Source organism: Mucilaginibacter calamicampi (assembly GCF_042676765.1).
Lineage (GTDB): Bacteria > Bacteroidota > Bacteroidia > Sphingobacteriales > Sphingobacteriaceae > Mucilaginibacter > Mucilaginibacter calamicampi.
Genome location: NZ_JBHTHU010000001.1, coordinates 443,936 through 466,893, shown reverse-complemented (window position 1 = coordinate 466,893; position 22,958 = coordinate 443,936). Strand labels below are relative to the sequence as shown.

Annotated in this window: 23 protein-coding genes; 13 read left to right on the top strand and 10 right to left on the bottom strand. The window is 40.6% G+C overall.

All coding sequences use genetic code 11. The features are described 5' to 3' along the window. Window positions 1-85 precede the first annotated feature (85 nt). On the top strand, window positions 86-3,835 hold the full coding sequence (locus ACFQZS_RS02060; protein WP_377096827.1) for a beta-galactosidase small subunit-related protein: 3,750 nt from the start codon (window positions 86-88) through the stop codon (window positions 3,833-3,835). 172 nt (window positions 3,836-4,007) lie between these two features. Here the strand turns inward: ACFQZS_RS02060 and ACFQZS_RS02055 are convergent, their stop codons facing one another. Together ACFQZS_RS02055 and ACFQZS_RS02050 are read right to left on the bottom strand one after the other, a co-directional pair. Further along, a complete protein-coding gene (locus ACFQZS_RS02055; protein WP_377096826.1) occupies window positions 4,008-4,946 on the bottom strand; it encodes a slipin family protein in 939 nt (312 codons plus the stop codon). A gap of 2 nt (window positions 4,947-4,948) precedes the next feature. Next, complete coding sequence (locus ACFQZS_RS02050) at window positions 4,949-5,314, bottom strand: GntR family transcriptional regulator (RefSeq protein WP_377096824.1); 366 nt, start codon at window positions 5,312-5,314, stop codon at window positions 4,949-4,951. A 174-nt stretch (window positions 5,315-5,488) separates the two neighbouring features. Between ACFQZS_RS02050 and ACFQZS_RS02045 the strand changes: the two genes are divergently transcribed. Further along, window positions 5,489-6,067 (top strand): fasciclin domain-containing protein, encoded by a 579-nt coding sequence (locus tag ACFQZS_RS02045; protein ID WP_377096822.1) that lies wholly within the window; start codon window positions 5,489-5,491, stop codon window positions 6,065-6,067. A gap of 64 nt (window positions 6,068-6,131) precedes the next feature. Continuing rightward, window positions 6,132-6,608, top strand: a complete 477-nt coding sequence (gene msrB, locus ACFQZS_RS02040) for a peptide-methionine (R)-S-oxide reductase MsrB (protein ID WP_377096820.1) — start codon at window positions 6,132-6,134, stop codon at window positions 6,606-6,608. On the opposite strand, the gene ACFQZS_RS02035 is transcribed toward msrB, so the two are convergent. Next, a complete protein-coding gene (locus tag ACFQZS_RS02035; protein ID WP_377096818.1) occupies window positions 6,598-6,951 on the bottom strand; it encodes a GIY-YIG nuclease family protein in 354 nt (117 codons plus the stop codon). The two genes, msrB and ACFQZS_RS02035, sit on opposite strands and share 11 nt — an antisense overlap. Before the next feature lie 84 nt (window positions 6,952-7,035). Here ACFQZS_RS02035 and ACFQZS_RS02030 point away from each other — a divergent pair, with 84 nt between their 5' ends. Together ACFQZS_RS02030 and ACFQZS_RS02025 are read left to right on the top strand one after the other, a co-directional pair. Then, the gene (locus ACFQZS_RS02030) at window positions 7,036-7,812 is read left to right on the top strand and encodes an XRE family transcriptional regulator (RefSeq protein WP_377096817.1); all 777 of its coding nucleotides are present in this window, start codon (window positions 7,036-7,038) and stop codon (window positions 7,810-7,812) included. A gap of 130 nt (window positions 7,813-7,942) precedes the next feature. Next, complete coding sequence (locus tag ACFQZS_RS02025; RefSeq protein WP_377096815.1) at window positions 7,943-8,326, top strand: hypothetical protein; 384 nt, start codon at window positions 7,943-7,945, stop codon at window positions 8,324-8,326. A 137-nt stretch (window positions 8,327-8,463) separates the two neighbouring features. Here ACFQZS_RS02025 and ACFQZS_RS02020 read toward each other — a convergent pair whose 3' ends face one another. After that, window positions 8,464-8,931, bottom strand: coding sequence for a hypothetical protein (locus ACFQZS_RS02020; RefSeq protein ID WP_377096813.1), 468 nt, complete (start codon window positions 8,929-8,931; stop codon window positions 8,464-8,466). A gap of 445 nt (window positions 8,932-9,376) precedes the next feature. Here ACFQZS_RS02020 and ACFQZS_RS02015 point away from each other — a divergent pair, with 445 nt between their 5' ends. From ACFQZS_RS02015 to ACFQZS_RS02000, 4 genes are all read left to right on the top strand, one after another. After that, window positions 9,377-9,706 carry an ArsR/SmtB family transcription factor gene (locus ACFQZS_RS02015; RefSeq protein WP_377096811.1) on the top strand — a complete coding sequence of 110 codons (330 nt, stop codon included), beginning with the start codon at window positions 9,377-9,379 and terminating at the stop codon, window positions 9,704-9,706. Between the two features lie 56 nt (window positions 9,707-9,762). Beyond that, a complete protein-coding gene (locus ACFQZS_RS02010; RefSeq protein WP_377096809.1) occupies window positions 9,763-10,317 on the top strand; it encodes a DUF6428 family protein in 555 nt (184 codons plus the stop codon). 140 nt (window positions 10,318-10,457) lie between these two features. Then, window positions 10,458-10,880 carry an arsenate reductase ArsC gene (locus ACFQZS_RS02005; RefSeq protein WP_377096807.1) on the top strand — a complete coding sequence of 141 codons (423 nt, stop codon included), beginning with the start codon at window positions 10,458-10,460 and terminating at the stop codon, window positions 10,878-10,880. 35 nt (window positions 10,881-10,915) lie between these two features. Then, window positions 10,916-11,869 carry a hypothetical protein gene (locus ACFQZS_RS02000; protein ID WP_377096806.1) on the top strand — a complete coding sequence of 318 codons (954 nt, stop codon included), beginning with the start codon at window positions 10,916-10,918 and terminating at the stop codon, window positions 11,867-11,869. Between the two features lie 10 nt (window positions 11,870-11,879). Here ACFQZS_RS02000 and ACFQZS_RS01995 read toward each other — a convergent pair whose 3' ends face one another. The 6 genes from ACFQZS_RS01995 to ACFQZS_RS01970 all read right to left on the bottom strand — a co-directional run bounded on the left by ACFQZS_RS01995 (window position 11,880) and on the right by ACFQZS_RS01970 (window position 17,097). Then, complete coding sequence (locus ACFQZS_RS01995) at window positions 11,880-12,278, bottom strand: (R)-mandelonitrile lyase (protein WP_377096804.1); 399 nt, start codon at window positions 12,276-12,278, stop codon at window positions 11,880-11,882. An 85-nt stretch (window positions 12,279-12,363) separates the two neighbouring features. Next, window positions 12,364-13,557, bottom strand: a complete 1,194-nt coding sequence (locus ACFQZS_RS01990; RefSeq protein ID WP_377096802.1) for a phosphoglycerate kinase — start codon at window positions 13,555-13,557, stop codon at window positions 12,364-12,366. 97 nt (window positions 13,558-13,654) lie between these two features. Then, the gene (locus tag ACFQZS_RS01985) at window positions 13,655-14,101 is read right to left on the bottom strand and encodes a GNAT family N-acetyltransferase (RefSeq protein ID WP_377096800.1); all 447 of its coding nucleotides are present in this window, start codon (window positions 14,099-14,101) and stop codon (window positions 13,655-13,657) included. Then, the gene (gene gap, locus ACFQZS_RS01980; protein WP_377096798.1) at window positions 14,101-15,096 is read right to left on the bottom strand and encodes a type I glyceraldehyde-3-phosphate dehydrogenase; all 996 of its coding nucleotides are present in this window, start codon (window positions 15,094-15,096) and stop codon (window positions 14,101-14,103) included. The genes ACFQZS_RS01985 and gap overlap by 1 nt, the downstream gene beginning before the upstream one ends. Before the next feature lie 79 nt (window positions 15,097-15,175). After that, window positions 15,176-16,279 carry an MraY family glycosyltransferase gene (locus ACFQZS_RS01975; RefSeq protein WP_377096796.1) on the bottom strand — a complete coding sequence of 368 codons (1,104 nt, stop codon included), beginning with the start codon at window positions 16,277-16,279 and terminating at the stop codon, window positions 15,176-15,178. 71 nt (window positions 16,280-16,350) lie between these two features. Further along, the gene (locus ACFQZS_RS01970; protein WP_377096794.1) at window positions 16,351-17,097 is read right to left on the bottom strand and encodes a glycosyltransferase family 2 protein; all 747 of its coding nucleotides are present in this window, start codon (window positions 17,095-17,097) and stop codon (window positions 16,351-16,353) included. A 61-nt stretch (window positions 17,098-17,158) separates the two neighbouring features. Between ACFQZS_RS01970 and ACFQZS_RS01965 the strand changes: the two genes are divergently transcribed. The 4 genes from ACFQZS_RS01965 to asnB all read left to right on the top strand — a co-directional run bounded on the left by ACFQZS_RS01965 (window position 17,159) and on the right by asnB (window position 22,840). Next, window positions 17,159-17,971 (top strand): polysaccharide biosynthesis/export family protein, encoded by an 813-nt coding sequence (locus tag ACFQZS_RS01965; RefSeq protein WP_377096792.1) that lies wholly within the window; start codon window positions 17,159-17,161, stop codon window positions 17,969-17,971. Then, window positions 17,971-20,391 (top strand): GumC family protein, encoded by a 2,421-nt coding sequence (locus ACFQZS_RS01960; RefSeq protein WP_377096790.1) that lies wholly within the window; start codon window positions 17,971-17,973, stop codon window positions 20,389-20,391. Before ACFQZS_RS01965 ends, ACFQZS_RS01960 begins: the two co-directional genes overlap by 1 nt. Window positions 20,392-20,411: 20 nt before the next feature. After that, complete coding sequence (locus ACFQZS_RS01955) at window positions 20,412-20,927, top strand: UpxY family transcription antiterminator (RefSeq protein WP_377096789.1); 516 nt, start codon at window positions 20,412-20,414, stop codon at window positions 20,925-20,927. Window positions 20,928-21,052: 125 nt separating this feature from the next. After that, window positions 21,053-22,840 (top strand): asparagine synthase (glutamine-hydrolyzing), encoded by a 1,788-nt coding sequence (gene asnB / locus ACFQZS_RS01950; RefSeq protein ID WP_377096787.1) that lies wholly within the window; start codon window positions 21,053-21,055, stop codon window positions 22,838-22,840. The last annotated feature ends 118 nt before the right edge of the window (window positions 22,841-22,958 follow it).

The window sequence follows — 22,958 nt, the reverse complement described above, 5'->3', positions numbered from 1 at the left end:
TGTATAATTTTTGGTTTAACGAAAGTTTAATTTTGAATTAGACTAACCCTCATGTCTTAAAACCAATTATTAGAAAGATTCGATAATGAAAAAATTATTTTACTTCTTTACCCTGATGAGTTTATCAGCGTCAGCACAGCAACAGAAATTTGCTAACGTTTATTCCTTTATCGAAAATACAACGGTATTTGAAGTCAACCAGATTGAAGGTCATACGGTTAGTATTCCCTTCAAATCGGTTGCTGATGCATTAAACCTTCAGAAATCGAAGTCAGATAACGTGCTTTCATTGAATGGAAAGTGGAAGTTCCATTTTGCCAATACACCGGAAGGTACACCCAATAACTTTTTTGCAACCGGTTTTAATGATCAGAAATGGTCTGATATTACAGTTCCATCCAACTGGGAGATGCAAGGTTTTGGCGATCCTTTTTTCAGAAATGTTGCACATGCGTTTCGCTCCAATCCTCCCTTCGTCCCGCGCGAATACAACCCAACCGGTTCTTACCGAAAAACATTTACCTTACCGGCAAATTGGAAAAGCAAACGCATTTTCTTACGCATGGAAAAAACTGCTTCTGCATCGTTTGTATGGATCAACGGACAGGAAGTTGGCTACAACGAAGGTGCGCAAGAGCCTGCCGAATATGATGTTACCCCTTTCCTGAAACCAGGAAAAAATACTATTGCCGTAAACGTAATGAAATACTCAGACGGTGTGTATCTGGAAAGTCAGGACTATTGGCGACTGGCAGGTATTTTTGACGATGTTTGGTTGTACGCAAAATCGGATGTTCATCTCTTTGACTGGAGTGCCACTACCGACCTGGATAAAAATTATGAGAACGCAAAACTGAATTTGCAGATCACGGTAAATAACCAATCAAAAACTGATAAAAAGAACTATAAGGTTCGTGCTTCGCTGTTTAATTCCGCTAATGTTTTATTCAAGAGTCTTACTTCTGACGCAGTTCAAATAACTGCTAATAATAAGCAAGTTGTTAATATTTCATCAGACGTATTAAATCCTAAAAAGTGGACCGCCGAAACGCCTGATCTTTACCGCTTAACAATGGAATTAATAAACGGTGAAGGAAAAACAGAAGAAGTAATTACCGGGCGCATAGGTTTTAAAGAAACCGAAGTTCGCAATCAGGTTTTCTACCTTAATGGCAAGGCCATAAAATTGAACGGCATCAATACGCACATGCAGCACCCTACTCTGGGGCATACCATGGACGAAGCGACCATTCGGAAGGATTTTGAGCTGTTTAAACAATTCAATATAAATTGTGTACGCATATCCCACTATCCGCCTGTAGCACGCTATTTAGAATTAGCAGACGAATATGGATTTTACATAATTGACGAAACCGGGGATGAGGCTCATGCCACTGAATTTTTGTCTAACAATGTTGCGTGGGAACCCATGTATCGGGAACGTGTGCGGAAAATGGTACTTCGCGATCGTAATCATGCCAGCATTTTGTTTTGGAGCGCCGGAAATGAAAGCGGTGAAGGGAAAAATATTTGTGCCGTGATTGAGGAAGGACGGAAATACGATGCAACAAGATATTGGATGTATGGCGGAAACGCTTTTGCGCATTCTTGCGAGGAGATCATCGGCCCACGTTACCCAACCCCGTTTGAACTTAAAAATCAGGTGGCGATGGTTCCGGAAAGTGTTGATCCGCGACCATCCTTTATGGATGAATACCTTTCGGTGGCCGGAAATGGCGGTGGCGGACTAGACGAATATTGGGATATAATTTACAAGTATCCGCGCATTATGGGCGGCGCGATCTGGGATTTTGTGAGTCCGGGATTGCGCGAGGCAGTTCGCAAACTGACAGATTCTTCACCAAATAATATTGCAACTCACATTATGGGCCGCGCTAAACTGGTGGCCGGACACGATGGAAAGGGCATTGATCTGAATGGGCACGATCAGTGGGTGGAAGTTTACCAGGACAAAAATATTGAGATCTCGGGCGATGAGCTAACGGCTTCGTTTTGGATCTATCCACGCGATCTAATGAAAATGGGTGGCACAATGCTTACTAAAGGAAACAATCAATTTGGTTTGCAGCAAGTTGGTGATAACTCCATCGAGTTCTATATCTACACTTCGAGAAAAACAGTTGTACGTGGTGAATTACCCAAAGACTGGACACAAAAATGGCACCACGTGGCAGGTATCTACAACGGGAAGTCGATAGCAATATATATTGATAGCAAAAAGATAGCTGAAACTCCGGTTACCGGAAAGATCACTAATTTCCCTTTTCCGATTAATGTGGGCAAAAACACCGAGACACAGGGGCAGCATACCTCTGTTTATTTGTGCGATGCCATTATAGATCAGGTTGGTATTTTTCCAAAAGCGATTGAGATAAATGATTTATTTACTTCAAAAGCTGACTTGAAAAATCGCGCAGCTTTGTGGCTTGATTTTGAACAGGAGCAAAACAAAGGCGACTTTTTCAGCTATGGAATCGGCGCACGTACTTATGGAAGTATTTGGCCTGATCGGGTTCCGGAACCTGAAATGTGGCAAATAAAAAAATCGGCTCAACCTATTTCTGTAAAGTGGAGCAATGCCGAAAAAATGGAAATTGAAGTACAGAACCGAAACTTTTTTACCAATACCAATGCCCTTGAAGCACGTTGGAATCTGGAGGAAAACGGAATAACGATAGCTTCCGGAAAATTAGAAGTGGATGTTGAACCGCAAGCGAAAAAGACCTTTGTTCTTCCTATTGCAAAGCCTCAGTTAAAAGCCGGTGCAACCTATTTTGCAACAGTTAGCTTTCATTCAAAAGAAGCCACGGAATGGGCGCCTAAAGGTTTTGAACAATGTTGGGATCAATTAGAATTGCCATGGGTTGTTCCTACCGATCAAAAGCCGGTACAGCAGAACACTAATGCTTTAAAAGTGGCAGATAATGAGAAACAGTTGAGCGTATCCGGAGTAAACTTTGATTATACCTTTAGTAAAGTTGATGGACAATTGACCTCCATGAAATATATGGGCACAGAGCTGCTGAAACAGGGAGCGCAACTTAACGTTTGGCGTGCCCCGCTCGCGAACGAACAGGACGACTGGACCTCTACGGGAGTTAGAGCCGAGGGTTATGGAAAGACGGTTGCCACTGCATGGTATTCCGTTGGTCTGAATAAACTAAAGTCAAAATTGGAAACATTTAGGGTTGAAAATAAGGATGGGAAGGTAATTGTCAGTGTTCATCAACTTGCACCCTTAGGAACTTCAAACAGTGCAGGCTTTGATAATGATATGGTCTATACGATCTCACCCGACGGTGAAATTACTTTGAAGCACACGATTGATCCGAATGGAAAAATGCCTACATCGTTACCACGCATCGGAACTAAATGGGTTTTTAATGATCAATTGCAAAATGTAGAATGGTTTGGACGTGGCCCGCAGGAAAACTATCCGGACCGCAAAACAGGCTATCGGATGGGGCTTTATAAATCGACAGTTGATGCCATGTTTGTACCGTATTTGATACCTCAGGATAATGGATTATGCACCGACAACCGCTACGTACGACTGACGACTGCTGATGGAATAGGAATGGAATTTTCGTCAACCGAACCATTCAATTTCAATTGCTATAATTACAGCACCGAAAACTTGTCAAAGGCAAAGTACACTTATAATCTGGTCAAATCGGATGGGGTTACATTCAATTTCGACTACCAAACTACCGGAGTAGGATGCACGGCGATAGGGGTGCTTGATAAATATCAAACCATTCCCAAAACCATACAGTTCACAAGTTCTATAAAACCATTTAAAATCAATAAGTAAGGCTGATTATCCATAAAATAGCAAAGCTATATTACATTGGTTTAGGGTTCAAAAAATAATAGCGACTGTTGTCAGCAATCATTAGATAAACTTCAGCATTTCATGCGATTAAATAGCCGGTAAGCCCGCGTAATAAAGCGAGCTTACCGGCATAGTTGAGAGGTTTTATATATTACACATTTCTTCCGGGCTTATTTTTGTTTTCCGTTTCCGTAACCTGTTCATTGTGAGGTTGGTTTGCTTGCGCTAATGAAATTAAGCCACCCATAGCTCCAAGATTCATTGAATCTAACGCCGAACTTGGAACAATTACCATAGACCCTTTCTCTTTTAAACCTTCAAACAACATATTCATTCCTCTAAGATGCAACGCTACCGGATTGTTAACGTATTGCTGGCTGGCCTCCGCGAATTTTTCGGCAATTTCTGTCTCAGCCGTTCCAAGTATTACCCGGGCCCTACGCTCTCTTTCTGCCTGGGCTTCCTTACTCATCGCATCAGCCAATGCCTGTGGAATAACGATATCTTTAATACCCACATTTTGACAGGTAATGCCCCATGGGTTGGTATGCTCGTCCAGCATTCTTTGCAGTAAATCTGTTACCTTGTCGCGTTCCTGCAAAAGGTCGGCTAATTCATGTTTACCTATTACATCTCTTAACCCGGTTTGAGCCGTGTATGCAATTGCCATTTCATAGTCCTGCACTTCAAGCGCGGCTTTTTCAACATCCCAAACCGTCCAATACACTACCGCGTCAACATTTACCGGCACAGTATCCTTTGTAAGTGTTTGTTCTGCTTTAAATTCGGTAACCCTAACCCGCTGATCTATATAGTTATCTACTTTATCAATTATAGGTATGGTAAAAAATATCCCCGGACCCCGAAGCCCTGTGTATTTACCCATTCGTAAAACAATGGCTTTTTCCCATTGATCGGCTACATTTATTGAACCGGCAATAAACAAAGAAACTATCATGAGTAGCGCAAGCATCAAACCGCTAATATATCCCGTACCGTAAATCGCGATAGATCCTCCTATCAATACAAGAACTATTATTCCTGCAATGGGATTAAGCCCCAGCTTGGTAATTTTTTTAGGTGTTATCATATTTATTGCTTTTTTAATTGATTAATAATGTCGTCTGTAGAAAAACCATAGCTAAATGCAATAGAGGAAAACTCATTACATATATCTTTCAATTTGGCACTTCTTTCATAATCAGATATTTGAATTTTTATTTCACTTATAAATGTACCTGTCCCCTGCTGGGTTTCTAAAACCCGCTGTATTTCCAATTCTTTATATGCCTTCGCCACAGTATTCAGGTTTACCTTCAAATCCACAGCTAACGCTCGCACGGTAGGCAATTGTTCGCCCACTTTAAGGTTTCCTGCTGCAATTCCGAATGTAATTTGATCAATTATCTGCCGATAAAATGGTGTGCCTGTTTTAGGATCTAATTTGAAATTAATCATTTTAAACTACTATTGTACTATATGTATAGTACAAACATACAACATCTTTTACACTTTCAAAATTTATTTTTCTAACTATAAAATCAGTAAGAGCAATCTGACTTTATGTTCTATTAATTGCTTTCGATTACAGCTGCAACTCATAAGGCACGGTATTAGCGTAATGTAGCAGCGATGAAAATATTATTGCTATCCCTTGCCTTCTGTGCTGTTATTAATACAACTGTTGCCCAAAATGCAGTCAAAACCAACATTTCAGCTGGTGACGAACGGGTGAACGCTATAGATCCCAAAAAGGATATCGCCGCAAATATTGCCACATTAAAGCAAGCGGACATATTTTCCAGATGGATAAAGGCATGCGGCCTGATACAAACCATGAATGATCCCGGCCCCCTAACGGTCTTTCTCCCACCAGATAGCGCCTTTAATCAATCGCCACCCTATAAACTGGACACTGCAACGCTATCCAAAAAGAAATTTGATCTGATCGCGCTAATAACCTATCATGCCCTACCGGGTAAGGTTTCGGCGAAAAATATCGCTAAGGAGATTGGTCGCGGTAAAGGGGTTGCGGTTTTTAGAACCATATCAGGCGCTCCGCTCAAAGCGCGGTTTGATGAAGGTGGGAATATTGAATTGCAAGACGAAAGCGGCAACAAAAGCAAACTATTAAAAACTGATCTGAAACAAAAAAACGGACTTATACATTTGATTTCATCTGTATTGATACCTAAATTTAAGTCTATTTAAACTACTTATTTGTGACAAACCGATAACTTAGGTTTTGCGTATTTTTGATAAATACTTAATAGATATGAGAAAGATAGCAGGAGCATTATTAATTATGCTCAGTATAGCGGTAGTAAGCTGCCAAACAAGTAACGGACAGCAAACAAAAAGACCGGCAGCCAAAACCGCGGCCGAATGGAAAAAAATCCTCACCCCTAACCAGTACCAAATAATGGTTGAAAGCGGAACAGAAACGCCTTTTCAAAACGCGTACCATGATAACCACCAAAAAGGGGTTTATGTTAGCGCCGCAACCGGCGACGTGCTTTTTTCGTCGGCAGATAAATTTGATAGCGGAACCGGATGGCCAAGTTTTGTAAAACCGGTTGACCCTAAGAAAGTAGAAATAATAGTAGACGATAGCTACGGCATGCAGCGCCAGGAAGTAATTGAGCGCAGCACGGGCCTGCATTTGGGCCATGTTTTTGATGACGGGCCAAAATCTCGCGGCGGCAAAAGATATTGCATGAACTCGGGAGCGCTTAAATTTATTAAGCAGTAAGCCTTCTGCCTATATTAACTGAAGGCCGTACTTGTTGCGGCCTTCTAACACCACTCTCAAAATTCAACGCTGCTGTAAGGTCTATCCAATCAGGATTAACAGGTCTTATCATTCTTTCTTTTTGCGGCCGGGTATAAGTGCTTACCGTTTTAAAGCGCTCCATAGCCATATCTTCGTTATTTATCTCTTCAAAATAAACCAAACGGTTTAACTGCTTTGAATTATCAAAGAACAAAGTAGGCATCTCGCTATAAAATTGGATGGTTTTTAACAGGTCTGAACACAGGCCAACATGCAGGTTGTTACGGTTTCTGTCGGTTATGATATAAATAAAGCGCTTCATTTGATAATAAAATTTGCTGATGAAAAAATAATTACTAACTTTATGAGCATAAAATTACTAATTAATTTAGCAATTCCAAATTTTATGGCAAATATTTCTTTAAATATTAAATTCCTCCGGAAGAAAAAAGGTCTTACGCAGCAACAGTTTGCAGATGAGATAGGTATAAAAAGATCATTAGTGGGCGCTTATGAAGAAGAACGCGCGGAACCCAAATATGATTTACTAAAAAAAATAGCAGTATATTTTGATATTAGCCTGGACGACTTTATTAATGACGAAATAAACGAAAAATGGGCACCAAAACCAAAAGGCAATCCTGATAATTTACGCATCCTTAGCATATCTGTTGATAAGGATGATAACGAAAATATAGAAATGGTACCGGTTAAGGCCAGTGCGGGTTATTTAAACGGCTATGCCGATCCGGAATATGTGGCTAAACTGCCCAAATTTTATTTACCTATGTTTAAACAAGGTACCTACCGTGCCTTTGAAATAAGCGGAGACTCTATGCTCCCGCTCACATCGGGTACTACTATAATAGGTGAGTATGTACAAAACTGGGGCGATGTTAAAGCCGGCCAAACGTACGTGGTAATATCAAAAACTGAAGGCGTGGTTTATAAAAGGATAGGCAATAAATTTAAAGACAATAAAAAGCTGAAATTGGTATCAGACAACCCCGTTTACGAACCTTACGAGATAGACGGCGAGGATGTACTTGAGTTGTGGAAAGCTAAAGCCTACATATCTATGCAGCTGCCTGAACCCCTGGCAGAACCAACTTTAGAAAGCCTGACAAGTATGATGGCACAGATGCAAAGGTCAATAAGTAACCTGCAACAAAATAAGAATTAAGCCATTTGCTGCGCGATAAACGTTTACATAAAGAATCTAATTTTATACAGCAACATTTAAGTTACATAGTAAAAATTAAACCTTTAGCGTATACCTTTATCTTATACTAAAACAATAAAAACCGTAGAAAATGAAAAAAGTATTATTAGTAGGCGCTTTTGTATTAGGCATTAGCGCTGTTAGTTTCGCACAAGGTGGTGGCGGTGGTGGCAGAATGGGCCGTACTCCTGAAGCTCAGGTTGAAGGTTTAAAAACTTCACTTACCGGCATAACCGATGCTCAATCTGCAAAATTATTAGCTGTTTTCCAGACTCAATCTAAAAGTCAGGATAGTTTAAGAACAGCCTTGAATGGTGATTTTGGTGCTATGAGAGAAAAAATGGCTCCAATTACAGCTTCAACTACAGCAAAATTAAAAGGCATTTTAACTCCTGAGCAGTTTGCTGCTTATGAAAAAGCACAAGCCGAAAGAGCTGCCCGTTTTGGTGGTGGCGGCGGTGGCGGCCCTCGCTAATTGATCCTGTTATCAACAAAAAAGCCTTCCGAAGTTTCGGAAGGCTTTTTTGTTTGCCCCAATATTTTGCAACAAAAAAAATCCGTCCCGATAAACCGGGACGGATCCAAAACTAAAAAGGGTAAACTGTACTGGACTTATTTAATAGCTTGAAAAAAAGTCAAGCCTTCATTAGGAACTGCTTTTAACACAATCTCTTTATTTGCTTTTACCAGGTCAACAAAATAAACCAATGGTTCTGCGCTTTTATTTTCATACTGTATAACACGGCTAACAGTATAATCAGCGTATTTAGCTGTAAGCTCTTTACGGTCAGTTTCAGGTAAAAGCAATACAGAAACTTCCTGGGTGCGGCCAAGGTATTCGCCGTCAAGGTCGTAAAATGCGGTGAATTTAGCACCTTCAAACACGAAATCAACTTTTTGAGTATTTGGAGTTACTGTCCAAACAACGTTTGAAGCACTTTCAAATTCGGCAGAGAACTTGTTAAGTGCAGTATATGATACATTTTTCTCGCCTTCAGCTTTAGCTTTTTTTCCACCATCTGCAAACGCAGTTACGCTAAACATTGTAGCGATTGCTGCTGTAATAAATAATTTTTTCATAGTCTTAAATTTTAAATCCATAACAAAAGTACAGTAGTGTTAACGATTTGGCAAATAAATTTGAATTTTTATGAAAATTTAATAATACACACACATATCGGGCAATTTATTTCAATATTTTCATCAATAATAGTGTATAAATTACAATATCATCAATATACTTAGTGTACAAAATACAACATAAAAATCAAGTTGTGTAACAAACACACTAACACAGACAGTAAAATGACCAAAAACAGCCTAATTTTTAAAATAACGCCATATTTACCTCAATTTAACACCGTGACATTGCATTGACAAAACGCTTGTTTTTAATGATTTTCTATAATTTTTGTTACAGAACAATAAGCCTTTTTCTTAAAAAAATAGCGCTGGAGATGAGTTTCAGAATTATTTTTTTAAAAACTTTTAATACAATTATATATCGTAATATTGCGATGTAATTATGGGCATAACAAAAACAGACATATTCTCTGATGAGCAAAATCAATTAGCAGTTATGCTAAAGGCTATTGCACACCCCGCGCGCATAGCTATACTGCAGCATATTATAAATGCTAACGCTTGTATTTGCGGCGACCTGGTAGATGAGTTAGGTTTGGCGCAGGCAACTATATCACAGCATTTAAAAGAACTTAAGAATGCCCGGTTAATACAAGGCACTATTGAAGGAGCAAGTGTATGCTATTGCATTGAACCTAAAGCATGGGCCCTACTAAAAAACAATCTGAATAACTTTTTTGATTCGTATACAGAGCCTAAAACCTGCTGCTAAAAAAATTTGAATACATACATCGCAATATTGCAATAATACATTACAAACAACAACTTATGGAAACATTAAAATGGCAGGCTTTTAAACAGCTACTCAACGCCAACCCGGCGCTTACATTGCAATTTCAATATGCCGAAGAAAAGCGGGTAAATGCGGCTTATCACATTACAGAAATAAAGCAGTCTCCAATTACATCGGTAGACTGTGGCGGCGTAATGAACGCGTGGACGGAGATAATAATACAACTATGGGAACCTTCTGATAACGGAGCAGGAAGAGCCATGCAGATAAGTAAAGCGCTGTCTATAATTAATCTGGTTGAAAAAGTCCTCCCGTTAAACCCAAATGGAATAGTTAAAATTGAGTTTGGTAACTCGGGGTTTGATACCCGGCAGATGCTGCCACAAGGCTTAATTGTAGATGGTGATAACCTGGTAGTTGATCTTCGCGCAGATACGGTACAGTGCAAAGCCATTGAGCGTGGCGGCAGCTGTGGTACTAATGATAAGGGCGAGGAGTGCTGCGTGCCGGTTGCTCAGGTTAAAGCCAATACACAAAAAAATCTCGCGGTTGCTGCCGACTGCTGTATGCCAGGTTCGGGGTGTTGCTAAATGTTGGCTACCGTTATAAAATATAAAAAGGCAATTATTATAACCACGTCTGTTATAGTATTGCAACTAGTTTTTGGCTGGGATGCCAAATTTTGCATTATCAACCTTATCTGGTTATTAGTTTAATATTTACAATTTATATGAATAAATTTTTAGTGTTGTGTACAGGTAATAGCTGCCGCAGCCAAATGGCACACGGATATTTACAATTTTTTGCCGGCGATGCGGCGCAGATCTACAGTGCCGGTATTGAAACGCACGGTGTAAATCCGCGGGCTATTAAGGTAATGGCAGAAGATCACATCGATATATCCGGACATACTTCTAACAATGTTAATGAATATGCAGCTATCGATTTTGATGCAATAATAACTGTATGCGATAATGCGAATGAGGCTTGCCCGTACTTTCCGGGCAAAGTAGTGCGTTTTCATTACAACTTTCCGGATCCTGCAAAAGCAGCAGGAACGGAAGAAGATATTTTGAATGAGTTTAGAAAAGTGCGTAATATGATAAAAGCCTATACGGCTGATTTTGCACTTAGGTTTATCGACAAAAAATAATATCCGGCTTAACTATAATAGAAGCTTGTATATTTATGTTGATGAATATACGGCTCATTCCTGTCGCACTGATAATAGTCGCCATAGCAAGCTTTAAACCGCTTAAGCTGCAAAAGTCTGCTGCCATTGCTGATAAGTTTTTAAACGATGTTGGTATTGCCAATGATCCGGATGTGCTTTTTGCCGAAGATTTTAACGGGGGTATAAAAAACATTATCGCGAGATATACAGAAGTTAAAAACGGCGAAGGCATGTCAACAGATAAAAACGACGTTCCCGAGGGAAGCTTGTCCTCTGCTTTAAAAATTACCAATAGAGGCAGAGTGAATGATGGCGGGCACCTTTATAAGCAGTTTAAAAAAAGTTTTGATAGTGTGGTATACGTGCGCTACTATGTTAAATACCCCTTGTCATCAAAAGGTTATATTCACCACGAATCTGTATGGTTTGGTGGTTACAACCCTTCAACCGCGTATCCAAGTCCAAAAGCAGGTATATGCGATTTAGGCGATAAGCGCATATCGGTTGCATACGAGCCTGCTAACGCGTCTGCTATGGACACCTACGTGTATTGGGGCGATATGAAACCGGGCGCTCGCGGGCAATGTTACGGTAACGATATGGTTAATGCAGCCACCGAAGAGTCGCGGTTAAAGTGGGATAAATGGATGTGTGTGGAAACAATGGTAAAAATGAATAATCCAGTATCAGCCTATAACGGCGAGCTTAAAGTATGGCAGGATGGCAAGGAAGTGGGGCACTGGGGGCCAAACTTCCCTAAAGGGTACTGGAACATTGATTCGTGGATAAATACGCCTGCGGGTGCCCCATTCAAGGGCTTCAGGTGGCGAACCGATGAGGCTTTGAAGGTAAATTATCTTTGGATAGAGTTTTTTGACGACACAAGTCCTGCCGGTACTTCGCACCACATAAAATTTGCAAACTTGGTTATGGCAAAAAAATACATAGGGCCCATAAGGAAAAGTTAAACCTTTGTACCTATGCGCCCTTATATTGCTCTGCGCTAACCGGCTCCATCCATTCAACCGCTTTTCCGTCCAGTTTTTCGTTCACCGCTATATGGCTCATTGCCGTGGTTGCAGTAGCTCCGTGCCAATGCTTTTCGCCCGGGAAGATGTAAACCACATCGCCGGGAAAAATGTTTAGCCTGTCCTCCCCTTCCTTTTGCACCCAGCCTGCACCTGCCGTTACAATTAACGTTTGGCCAAGCGGATGCGTATGCCAGCACGTATGGGCTCCAGGCTCAAAAGTAACCAAAAGCGAAAACGAACGTGCCGGCGCAGGCGGTTCAAAAAGCGGATCAATGCGTACCGTGCCTGTAAAATATTCTGCCGAAGCATAAGTTGAAGGCTGCGAGCCGCCGCGTTTAATTTCCATGAATATTCCCTTTTATAAGTTAAATATACTACTTGAAAATTGCACAAGCATAAAGCTTACGGCTAAACCTTAAGCCTTGTAAATCTTAATCCTCGTTAATGGCTTTAACGCCCGGTAGCTCTTTACCTTCCATGTATTCTAACAACGCGCCGCCGCCTGTTGATACATAACTAACATCAGCTGTAAGGCCAAATTTAGATACAGCTGCAGCTGAATCGCCGCCACCTATTAATGAGAATGCACCTGCTGCCGTAGCTTTTACAACTGCGTCAGCAACGGCTTTGGTGCCCGCCATGAAGTTATCCATTTCAAACACACCCATTGGGCCGTTCCACAATATAGTTTTTGATTCTTCAACTACTTTGCTGAAAAGTGCGACAGTCTCGGGGCCAATATCCAATCCCATCCAACCATCAGGAATCTGGCCGGTTTTGGCAACTCCGGTGTTGGCATTGTTACTGAAATCGTCGGCAGTAATGTTATCAAGCGGTAACAGCAGGTTAACGCCTTTATCCTTTGCTTTCTGTACCAGGTCAAGCGCCAGTTGCAGTTTATCCAACTCAACTAATGATGTACCAATATTTCCTCCCCTTGCTTTAGCAAAGGTGTATGCCATACCGCCACCAATTATCAGGTTATCAACCTTATCTAATAAGCGCTCTATAAGCAATATTTTATCAGATACTTTTGATCCGCCCATAATAGCGGTAAACGGCCGGTCGGGGTTATTAAGCACTTTTTCTGCATTGCTTAACTCCGCTCCCATTAAGTAGCCAAAGTATTTGGCATTTGGAAAAAACTGCGCGATAACTGCTGTTGATGCGTGAGCGCGGTGCGCCGTGCCGAAAGCGTCGTTAACATAAACATCGCCAAGGGCGGCTAATTTTTTAGCAAACTCAACATCGCCTTTTTCCTCCTCCTTATAAAAGCGAAGGTTTTCTAACAATAAAACCTCACCATTTGCCAGCGCTTTGGCTTTAGCTACTGCTTCTTCTCCAATACAATCGTTGGCAAAGTCAACCTGTTTACCCAACAGATCAGAAAGATGTTTGATAATATGTTTTAACGAGTCCTTGTCGTTCGGGCCGGCTTTAGGCCTGCCTAAATGCGACATTAAAATTACCGCACCACCATCACTAAGAATTTTTTTTATAGTTGGCAGGGCAGCTGTTATGCGGTTATCGTCAGTTATATTGCCGTTCTCGTCAAGTGGAACGTTAAAATCTACGCGTATAAGCGCTTTTTTATCTGAAAAGCTTATTTGATCTATTATTTTCATGCAAGTTTTTGTTTTGAGCTAAGCGGGGGCCAAAATCAGCATTTTAATTTTAATAGCACAATGCAAAATGAAATTAGTGAGCGTTGACTGTTTAACGCTACGTTGCCTTCAGATCAAGTGGAACATACATCACATAATGCGGCCCTATACCTGGAACATCAAATTGTGGCGAAACTATTTTTAAGCCCAGCCGCTCATAAAAACCTACCGCCACCTGTCGCGCGTTACACCACATATAGCTGGCGCTACGTCCACGCAAATAATTTTTTGCAAATTCAACCAGTTGCTTGCCTGCACCTTTTCCCTGGTAACCGCCGGCTGTAGCCATTCCGCGAAGCTGATAACCCACCCCGGCGTACTCCCCATAGCTTTGAGGATGAAATGAAGCTATGCATATAAGCTCGTCGTTATCAAAATAACCCAGATGAAAATTACCGGGCAAATTGTCCGACGGAAACCGGCATTCGTCCGGCTTTAGTCTTCCTTCACGTAAAACCGTATTGCGCAGCGGCAGCGCTTCTTCTACTTTTATAAATTTTATCATCAGCCAAGCAGGTGTATTTTCTCAACAAGATCCGCCAGGCGGCTGCTGTAGCCACTTTCATTATCATACCAGCCTACCACTTTAATCAGATCGCCAACTATTGAGGTTAGCAGTGCATCAAACACACAGCTATGTGTGTTATCCAATATGTCTGATGATACAATTGGGTCTTCGGTATAGGCTAATATCCCTTTTAAACTACCCGCGGCAGCCGTTCTAAATGCTTCATTAATCTGCGCTACTGTAGGTTTTCTTTTAAGCAGGCAGGTAAAGTCTGTAAGCGATCCGTTTAGCACCGGCACCCTTATGCCTGCACCACCCAGCTTACCCTCCAGATGAGGAAATATAGACGTTATTGCTTTGGCTGCGCCTGTAGTGGTTGGAATAATAGAGGCCGAAGCCGCTCTTGCCCTGCGCAGATCTTTATGTGGGGCATCATGCAGGTTTTGATCACCTGTCATGGAGTGTACCGTGGTAATGTAGCCGTCAACAATGCCCCAGTTATCATCTAATATCTTTACCATAGCGGCTACGTTATTGGTGGTACAAGAAGCGCTGGAGAGAACGGCAGAACGCAGATCGATAGTAGCGTCATTAACGCCTAACACAACGGTAGGAACGCTTTTGTCTGTTGATGGTGCAGAAAGTATAACCTGCCTGGCACCCGCTGTTATGTGTTTCTGAGCGTCGGCATTTGAAGTGAATTTTCCGGTAGATTCGATAACGAGATCCACCTCAAGACCTTTCCATGGCAATAATTCGGGATTAGCTTCGGCAAGTATCTTTATTTTCTGATCATCAACATACAGGTAGTCATCGTCAAAACTAACCTCGCCTTTAAACCCACCATGTACCGAATCATATTTAAAAAGATGCGCCAGCGTGCGGGTATCTGTAAGGTCATTAATGGCTACAACCTGTATATCTTGCTTTGTTAAAATGCTGCGTAAAAATATTCGGCCTATTCTGCCAAATCCGTTAATAGCTATTTTCATTCTGAGGCATTTGTGAGCTCCCAAAATTACCAAAAAGAAAGGTTACATTAACCCTCCGCAATAAAAACAGACATTGAGATTAAACAAACAGATTACGCAAGGATACCTGCTCGCGTTCTTTTGAGCGGATAAGAAATGTTACCAGCCAGTTAAATAACATTGATATCAGAAAGATCATTAAAATAAGCGTATAGTTGCCCAGGTTGCTAAACAGAAGCGTAATTACTATAGACAATATATTAATTGCTGCTAATATAAATGTGGTTTGCATGTGCGTATATCCCAACCTTAACATACGGTGATGGATGTGGTTACGATCAGCTGTGAAAGGCGGAACACCGCTTAATATTCTTACAAAGAAAATCCTAAGCGTATCAAATATAGGCCCTATCAGTATCGCCACAGTTAACGCCGGAGCTGAATAAACCATTGGGGAGCCCGCGGTAGAAAATTTATTACCCTCTATAAATTCTATCGCCATAATAACCGAGATCAGGCCAATAAAAAGTGACCCGGTATCGCCCATAAAAATTTTAGCCGGGCTTAAATTAAACCGTAAAAATCCGGCAATTGCCCCTATCATTATAGCAGAAATTAAGGCTAAATGATACTGATGAGTATAAATAAAAAGCGTAGCGAATGAAATATGCGTTATTATGCCGGTTACTCCTGCTAACCCATCTATCCCGTCAATAAGGTTAAACGCGTTAATAACCATTATTATAACCAATATGGATAGTATACAGCTAAATGTATACGGAAGCTCATATATACCTAAAACCCCGTACATACTGGTTAACCTTACATTGCCCCAAATAACCAAAATTAAAGCCGCTACTATTTGTATAACCAACTTAGTGCTTGGGTTTACTCCGGAAAGATCGTCTTTAAGGCCCATTACAAAAAGCACAATTGCGGCAGTAAGTATATACCCAACCGGAAATTTATTATCAATAATAGAACATATAAGGGCAGCCATGGCAAAGCTTGCAAAAATAGCTACTCCGCCCAGCCGGGGAATTCCATGGTCATGCTGTTTTCTGAAATGGCCTATATCATCATACAAATGGCGCGCTCTTGCCACATGTAATATTGATGGTATTACAGCCCACGAGAAACCCATCGCTAATAGGAAAATAAAAACAGAATAGAGGATTTGATTGTTAAGGAGGAGATCGGCCATTGAAAATTTTATAAGTGCTAAATGCTTGATATTAATTTTACTAACATTTTAACAGGTTTCTTAATTCGCATTTAAAAGTATTGAACTAATTTTCGTAATGGTTTAAATATTACACACATACGGGGAAATAATACCCCATTTTTCCCCATTGCTCTATAATCAAACTTCCATGCCTGTATGCGGGCACTTAAAGTTTCATTACTTACTCCACCCACACTCATTATAACCATCACCTTGTTTAAATAAAAAACGGTTACCTTTTTCAGATACATGAATCTTAACATTAATTCATAATCTGCAGCCGTTCCAAATCCTTCATTGTAGCATCCTAAATTATTGTAAATCAATCGTTTACAATAAAAAGTAGGATGTGGTGGCATCCATCCCCAGTTAAACGAATTAACTTTATAACTCCCCGCCTTCCACCTGCGCACTACGTCTCCATTTGGCTTTATATAATCCAGATTGCCGTATAGCGCGTCAACCTCGTTGTTTATAAAAGCCTCAGCCACTTCACTTAATACCTTGTTATCGGCAAAACAATCATCGGCGTTTAATATTCCAACTACATCACCTGTGGCAATTTTAATGCCTTTGTTCATAGCTGCATATATTCCGCCATCGGGTTCAGAAACAAAATAACTTATCTGCTCTTTATACTGGTTTATAATTTTAACTGTACCATCTGTTGACAGGCCATCAATTACTATATATTCAACATTGGCATAATCTTGGGATAAAACGGATTCTATACAGCGTTGTATGGTAGTTTCAGCGTTTCGGGTAACCGTTATTAAAGATATTTTTAGATTCTGCACTTCAAAAAAAATACGCTTAGTTATAAATGCAATTATGTAGTTTTGGATTTACCGCTAAACCATGTTAAATATTAAGCAAAACGTTTTGTTACTTATCCGCTTCTCGTTATCTGTGTTTATAGCAACCGGTTTGCTTTTTTCGTCGTGCTCATACAAACAAAATCAATTGCTTTTTGAACACTCAAACGTTATTCCTGATAGCATATATCAAAAAATTCGTGCCAATGTTAGCGGATACCGCATTAAGCCACAGGATATTCTGCAGATAAGGAATATGCAGGAAAGCAAAAACCTGGTTGATCTTGCCGCAGGGAACGGGACTACAGGAAGCCCAAGCACAACCAGCCAACTGGGAGAAACGTATGATGTGGATGACGATGGCACCATACCCCTAACGGGCATTGGCCGCATAAAAGTGGCAGGCCTTACACGCGTAGAGGCACGAAAAACCATTGAGGATCTTTATAATAAGAAATATTTAAAAGAGGCGCTTTTTGATGTTAAGCTGCTTAATTTAAAGGTAACTGTAATGGGCGAAGTGAAGAACCCTGGAAATTATCTATTAACTAAAGACAACACTAAATTGATTGACGTATTGGGCGAAGCGGGTGGCTTAACAGAAAAAGCTAATGAGCAAACTATACAGCTAATACGTGGCGAACAACAAAATCCGGATGTTACCACAATTAACCTCAGAGAAACACGAACACTGTACGATGCCAGAACTATTTTAAGAGATAACGATGTTATATACGTTGCGCAAAACCAACCTGCAATACGCACGCAAAAAGTTCAAAACTTCTCTGTTCTTGCACAGCCTGTGCTGCTGTTAATTAACACTGCATTGATAATATTTACGCTTGCCCGCCGATAATGGAAGAGACAAATAGTATACAGCAAAAATTACCTCACCAGGAGCTGGATTATTTTAAGATTCTGAAAATACTCACCAGCCGGTGGTATTGGATAGCGGGATCTGTTGCGGTATTTTTAATTGCAGCTCATATTTACTTGTGGTATACGCCTAAAACTTTTGCCACAGCTGCAACAATGAAGTTTGACGAAAAAAAATCAGAGATATCTGATCTGGTTAGCGTTATAAACAGTAGCGACAAAGGTGCATCCAGAATTCAAAGCGAGCTTTTTGTATTGCAGAGCAGTAATTTGATACTCAGCGCTATAAAAGACATAGACTACCATATAAGCTTTTATGTGGAGGGCCGTGTACGTACAAGGGAATTGTATCCGCATAAGCCTTTAAACATTACCTTAATAAAATCAGACAGCGCCCCCTACGGAGGGCTTATTACATTTAAACCCATAGATAAAAAATCGTTTAATCTATCGTACGACGAAGGCGGCGCGGTTAAACAACAAAAATGTATTTACTACAGCCCTATTACCATAGGTAAAACAACGTTTATTATAGCTGCTACAAACGACATCAATCAAAACGCTGTTTTACTTTTTAAGTTTAACACGCCCGAAAGTTTTATTGGAAGAGTTAAAGGCGGTTTCAGCGCCGGCGAAACAGGTAAAAATTCAAGTATTATAGGGTTAAAACAGACAGACTCAAATCCTGATTTTGCTGCCGACATACTGAATGCCATAATGAAAGAATATTTAAAGTATGACAGGGCACACAAAACTGAATCGGCAACACAGATGATCCAGTTTATTGACGACCAGCTGGATACATTAAGAGGGCGTGTTAAAGGATCAGAGGGTTCAATTCAAAACTTTAAGCAAACGTCAAAAATATTAGATGTAAACAGTGCTTCGGGCATTGAACTGGGTAAAATAGGCGATCTGGAATCACAACGTTCTTTGCTAAAAATTCAGCTTATGGCTGTCAGTCAGCTTAAACAGCAGGTAGAGCTTGAAAAAAATAACGTTGCCATTAACTTTAACCTTGAAGGCAATATTGACCCTTTACTGGGCGCATTATTAACCAGCCTGAATAATTTGATTACGCAACGGCAGATCCTATTAAAAACATACAACAATTCGTCGCCGCAGGTACAAAACATTAACCAGCAAATATTACAGGTAAAAAATACTGCCTACGAAAATATAAACGCGACGGGCCAGCGAATTCAAAAAAACATAGATTATTTAGATAGCCAGCTTTCGGGTGCAAATGACCGTATCAGCAAGTTGCCGGTTGCCGAGCGAAACCTGGTTAGCCTTAAACGCGATTTTGAGATCAACGAAAAAGTATATTCCTTCTTGTCTGAAAAGAAATTAGAAGCCCAGATAAGCCGCTCTGCCATATTACCGGGGGCCAGTATACTAGAACCCGCCCAACCCAATTATGGCGCTGTATCGCCCGATGAAAACGGCGTAAAAAGACAAGCCATTATATACGGCCTTTTTTTAGGGTTAGGCGCTATAATTTTGATAAGAATATTAAACCCTTACATATATGATAAAGAAACTATAGAAAGCCTTACCACCGTGCCTATAATTGGTGTGATAAGAAAGTTTCCTTATGAAATTGATGAGGCCGGATCAAAAATATTGGCACTTAACAAACCCAAATCCATTTTTGCTGAGTCTGTGAGGGCTGTACGTACAAATCTTAATTTTTTGGCGGCTGAAAAGCAAAGTAAGGTTATTTGCGTAACATCAGAAATTGCCGGCGAAGGCAAATCATTCGTCGCGGTCAATTTATCAAGTACCCTTGCCCTTATTGACAAAAAAGTTATCATCATAGCAGCAGATCTTAGGCGTTCAAAACTGCACAATACATTCAGGTTAACCAACGAGCTGGGGCTAAGTAACTATCTTATCAATCAAAAATCGTTGGATGAAGTGATTACACATACCGAGCAGGAAAATCTTCACTTTATATCTTCGGGCCCTGTTCCGCCAAATCCATCAGAACTACTACACACAAAAAAAATGTCTGAGCTGATTGAAGAACTGCGCAACAGGTACGATATAGTTATGATTGACACTGCTCCTGTGGGCCTGGTTTCTGATGCGATACCTTTAATACGATTAAGCGATATTAACGTTTTTGTTATCCGTTCGGGCAAATCAAAATATTACTCTGCTACCATACCGCAGAAAATAGCGAGCGAGTACCATTTAGATAATACTGTAATAATACTTAATGCTTTTAAAGAAGATATTTTACATTCCAGGTATTATACTACAAAATTTACCGGCGAAAGCTACAACAGCCGCTACTATTACTATTCTGATTACTCCGGATATGCAGACCAGGGATATTATGTTGATGACGAGGAAAAAAAGAAATGGTGGGACTTATGGCGCTGGTTTAAATAACGCCGGTGATGTTAAATTAAATGGCTCAGGCATTAAACTCAGATATACGCCAGTGGTATCCGGTATGCACACTGCCACGTGCAGAAAAGAAGGCATATCAGGCGCTCATCAATAAAGGGTTACAAGCTTACCTGCCGTTGCATCGGCAACAAAAGCAATGGAGCGATAGAAAAAAATGGGTAGAAGAACCTTTAATAAAATCGTACCTTTTTGTAAATATTAATGAACTGGAAAAAACAGAGGTGCTGATGACAAAGGGAATCTCTCGGTTTATTTATTTTTCAAACAAAATAGCTAACATGCCGGAGCGGCAGATCAATGATCTAAAACTTTTACTGGCAAGCTCCATTGAGTTAGAAATAACACAGGAAGACCTGCAGCCCGGAGAAAAGGTGACCATAAAAGCAGGAGCATTAAAAGGCCTGATGGGTGAAATAATAGCATACCGATCGCAGAAGCAATTGGCGTTGCGACTTGACAACCTGGGCTGTTCCATAATAGTTAATGTTGCGGCAGCGCTGATAGATAGATTATAAAAAATAAAAACAGCCTTTTTAAGGCTGTTTTTGCATATAATAAACAGCAAATAACTTGCTGATAATTAATAAGTTAAATTACACAAATGTAACTTACGGGGCGAAGCTGTGTTTAGCCCGAAACCATGTGCAGAATAGCAGGAATAATCAATAAAAATGTTGATAATGGCATTAACCGGCAGCTGGTGAAAACCATGTGCAACGCGCTGCAGCATGGCGGCCCTGATGATGAAGGCATATTTGAAACTGAAACGGGCTTGGTATTTGGGCATCGCAGGCTTTCTATTATTGATCTGAGCAATAACGGCCACCAACCCATGGCCGACGTATCTAAAAAAGCATATATAACTTTTAACGGCGAAATATATAATTACCAGCCGCTGAAAGCAGAACTTGTAGCTTTGGGAGCAGTATTTAACTCTAATACAGATACCGAGGTTATTATACAGGCATATTTGCGCTGGGGCGTTGCAGGTTTTGCCCAACTACGCGGAATTTTTGCTTTTGCATTATATGATGTACAAAATAATGTAACCTATCTGGTGCGTGATAGTATGGGGGTTAAACCGTTGTATTACCATATAAATAACGGGACATTAAGTTTTACTTCAGAAGTAAGAGCCCTTAACGCTGCCGGTATAGCAACAGAAGATAACCCATCATGGCGTATAAGGTTCCTGGCATTTGGCCACGTACCCGAGCCGGATACCACCTTAAAAAACGTATTTAGCTTACCAAAAGGTAATATGCTTCGTTGGGACAACGCCCGGCAAAGCTATACCATTAAATCCTATTACAACAAGCCTGCGGCAGCTGCCATAAAAGATATTAACCAGGCACGTAATGCAATCTCCGGTAGCTTGAGAGCAGCTGTAAAACGCCAGCTAATAGCCGATGCCCCTATTGGTGTATTTTTAAGCGGAGGTGTTGATTCTAGTTTGCTTACTCTGCTTGCCGCCGAACAATTGCAGGACAAATTAAAAACTATCTCCATATTCTTTAATGAGAAAGCTTATGACGAACATGCTTTTCAGGAAGTAGTGACCAATAAAATTGGGGGTGAAAAATTTTCGCATTTAATTAAGCAACAGGATTTTGATAACTGCATGCCTGACATTGTTGCGGCAATGGATATGCCCACAACAGATGGAATTAACTCGTGGTTTATAAGTAAATATGCGCGAATGGATGGATTAAAGGCTGTTCTATCGGGTCTGGGTGCCGACGAGCTTTTTGGTGGTTATCCATCATTTAAGAGAATAAGTACCATTCAAACCTTGCAAAAGCTGCCGGCATTTTTATTTAACGGTGCCAATTATTTGCTGAGCGACCGGTATAAAAAAATATCCTATCTGGCCAATCCGCATCAACTGGCGTTATATTTAGCCATGCGGGCAATTTTCACAGCTACAGAAATAGCTAAATTGCTTGACTGTGATGAGCGTGAGGTTAACAACGCGCTTTTTGATATAAATATCCCGCTGGAAAAAGATCTGCAAGGGAAGGAGTTGGCTTCGTGGCTTGAAAGTAACATATACATGCAAAACCAATTGCTGCGGGATACTGACGTAATGAGCATGAACCATGGATTAGAGGTGAGGGTTCCATTTTTGGATGAAGATTTTCAGTCAGCAGTATTTAGCATTTCGCCTGCGTTGAGGTTCAACAAGCATCAGCCAAAAAAGCTCCTGATAGATAGCTTTGAAAACATTTTGCCGAACGCGGTTTGGAACAGACCGAAAATGGGATTTTCGTTCCCGCTACAACAGTGGATGCGAAACCATAACCAGATGACCGAGGAAAGCCTATACACCGGCGGGTATGCTAAAAATCTCATCAGGAATTTTAAAAATGACAAAACGCACTGGTCAAAGGCGTTTGCGCTTTATCTGACTCAATTACATGCGAAATAAAATAGTCCTTTTTAGTTTACAAACATTTAGCGCCACCGGTGGCATTCAAAAAATGACCCGCACATTGGCCTATTGTTTACAAAATATAGCTGCGAGGTACAACAAGGACTTCAACTTA

Excerpts from the sequence above, each read along its gene's own strand:
- ACFQZS_RS02060 (WP_377096827.1), top strand. The coding sequence starts at position 86 with ATGAAAAAATTATTTTACTTCTTTACCCTGATGAGTTTATCAGCGTCA.
- ACFQZS_RS02055 (WP_377096826.1), bottom strand. The coding sequence starts at position 4,946 with ATGATAACACCTAAAAAAATTACCAAGCTGGGGCTTAATCCCATTGCA.
- ACFQZS_RS02050 (WP_377096824.1), bottom strand. The coding sequence starts at position 5,314 with ATGATTAATTTCAAATTAGATCCTAAAACAGGCACACCATTTTATCGG.
- ACFQZS_RS02045 (WP_377096822.1), top strand. The coding sequence starts at position 5,489 with ATGAAAATATTATTGCTATCCCTTGCCTTCTGTGCTGTTATTAATACA.
- msrB (WP_377096820.1), top strand. The coding sequence starts at position 6,132 with ATGAGAAAGATAGCAGGAGCATTATTAATTATGCTCAGTATAGCGGTA.
- ACFQZS_RS02035 (WP_377096818.1), bottom strand. The coding sequence starts at position 6,951 with ATGAAGCGCTTTATTTATATCATAACCGACAGAAACCGTAACAACCTG.
- ACFQZS_RS02030 (WP_377096817.1), top strand. The coding sequence starts at position 7,036 with ATGGCAAATATTTCTTTAAATATTAAATTCCTCCGGAAGAAAAAAGGT.
- ACFQZS_RS02025 (WP_377096815.1), top strand. The coding sequence starts at position 7,943 with ATGAAAAAAGTATTATTAGTAGGCGCTTTTGTATTAGGCATTAGCGCT.
- ACFQZS_RS02020 (WP_377096813.1), bottom strand. The coding sequence starts at position 8,931 with ATGAAAAAATTATTTATTACAGCAGCAATCGCTACAATGTTTAGCGTA.
- ACFQZS_RS02015 (WP_377096811.1), top strand. The coding sequence starts at position 9,377 with ATGGGCATAACAAAAACAGACATATTCTCTGATGAGCAAAATCAATTA.
- ACFQZS_RS02010 (WP_377096809.1), top strand. The coding sequence starts at position 9,763 with ATGGAAACATTAAAATGGCAGGCTTTTAAACAGCTACTCAACGCCAAC.
- ACFQZS_RS02005 (WP_377096807.1), top strand. The coding sequence starts at position 10,458 with ATGAATAAATTTTTAGTGTTGTGTACAGGTAATAGCTGCCGCAGCCAA.
- ACFQZS_RS02000 (WP_377096806.1), top strand. The coding sequence starts at position 10,916 with ATGTTGATGAATATACGGCTCATTCCTGTCGCACTGATAATAGTCGCC.
- ACFQZS_RS01995 (WP_377096804.1), bottom strand. The coding sequence starts at position 12,278 with ATGGAAATTAAACGCGGCGGCTCGCAGCCTTCAACTTATGCTTCGGCA.
- ACFQZS_RS01990 (WP_377096802.1), bottom strand. The coding sequence starts at position 13,557 with ATGAAAATAATAGATCAAATAAGCTTTTCAGATAAAAAAGCGCTTATA.
- ACFQZS_RS01985 (WP_377096800.1), bottom strand. The coding sequence starts at position 14,101 with ATGATAAAATTTATAAAAGTAGAAGAAGCGCTGCCGCTGCGCAATACG.
- gap (WP_377096798.1), bottom strand. The coding sequence starts at position 15,096 with ATGAAAATAGCTATTAACGGATTTGGCAGAATAGGCCGAATATTTTTA.
- ACFQZS_RS01975 (WP_377096796.1), bottom strand. The coding sequence starts at position 16,279 with ATGGCCGATCTCCTCCTTAACAATCAAATCCTCTATTCTGTTTTTATT.
- ACFQZS_RS01965 (WP_377096792.1), top strand. The coding sequence starts at position 17,159 with ATGTTAAATATTAAGCAAAACGTTTTGTTACTTATCCGCTTCTCGTTA.
- ACFQZS_RS01960 (WP_377096790.1), top strand. The coding sequence starts at position 17,971 with ATGGAAGAGACAAATAGTATACAGCAAAAATTACCTCACCAGGAGCTG.
- ACFQZS_RS01955 (WP_377096789.1), top strand. The coding sequence starts at position 20,412 with ATGGCTCAGGCATTAAACTCAGATATACGCCAGTGGTATCCGGTATGC.
- asnB (WP_377096787.1), top strand. The coding sequence starts at position 21,053 with ATGTGCAGAATAGCAGGAATAATCAATAAAAATGTTGATAATGGCATT.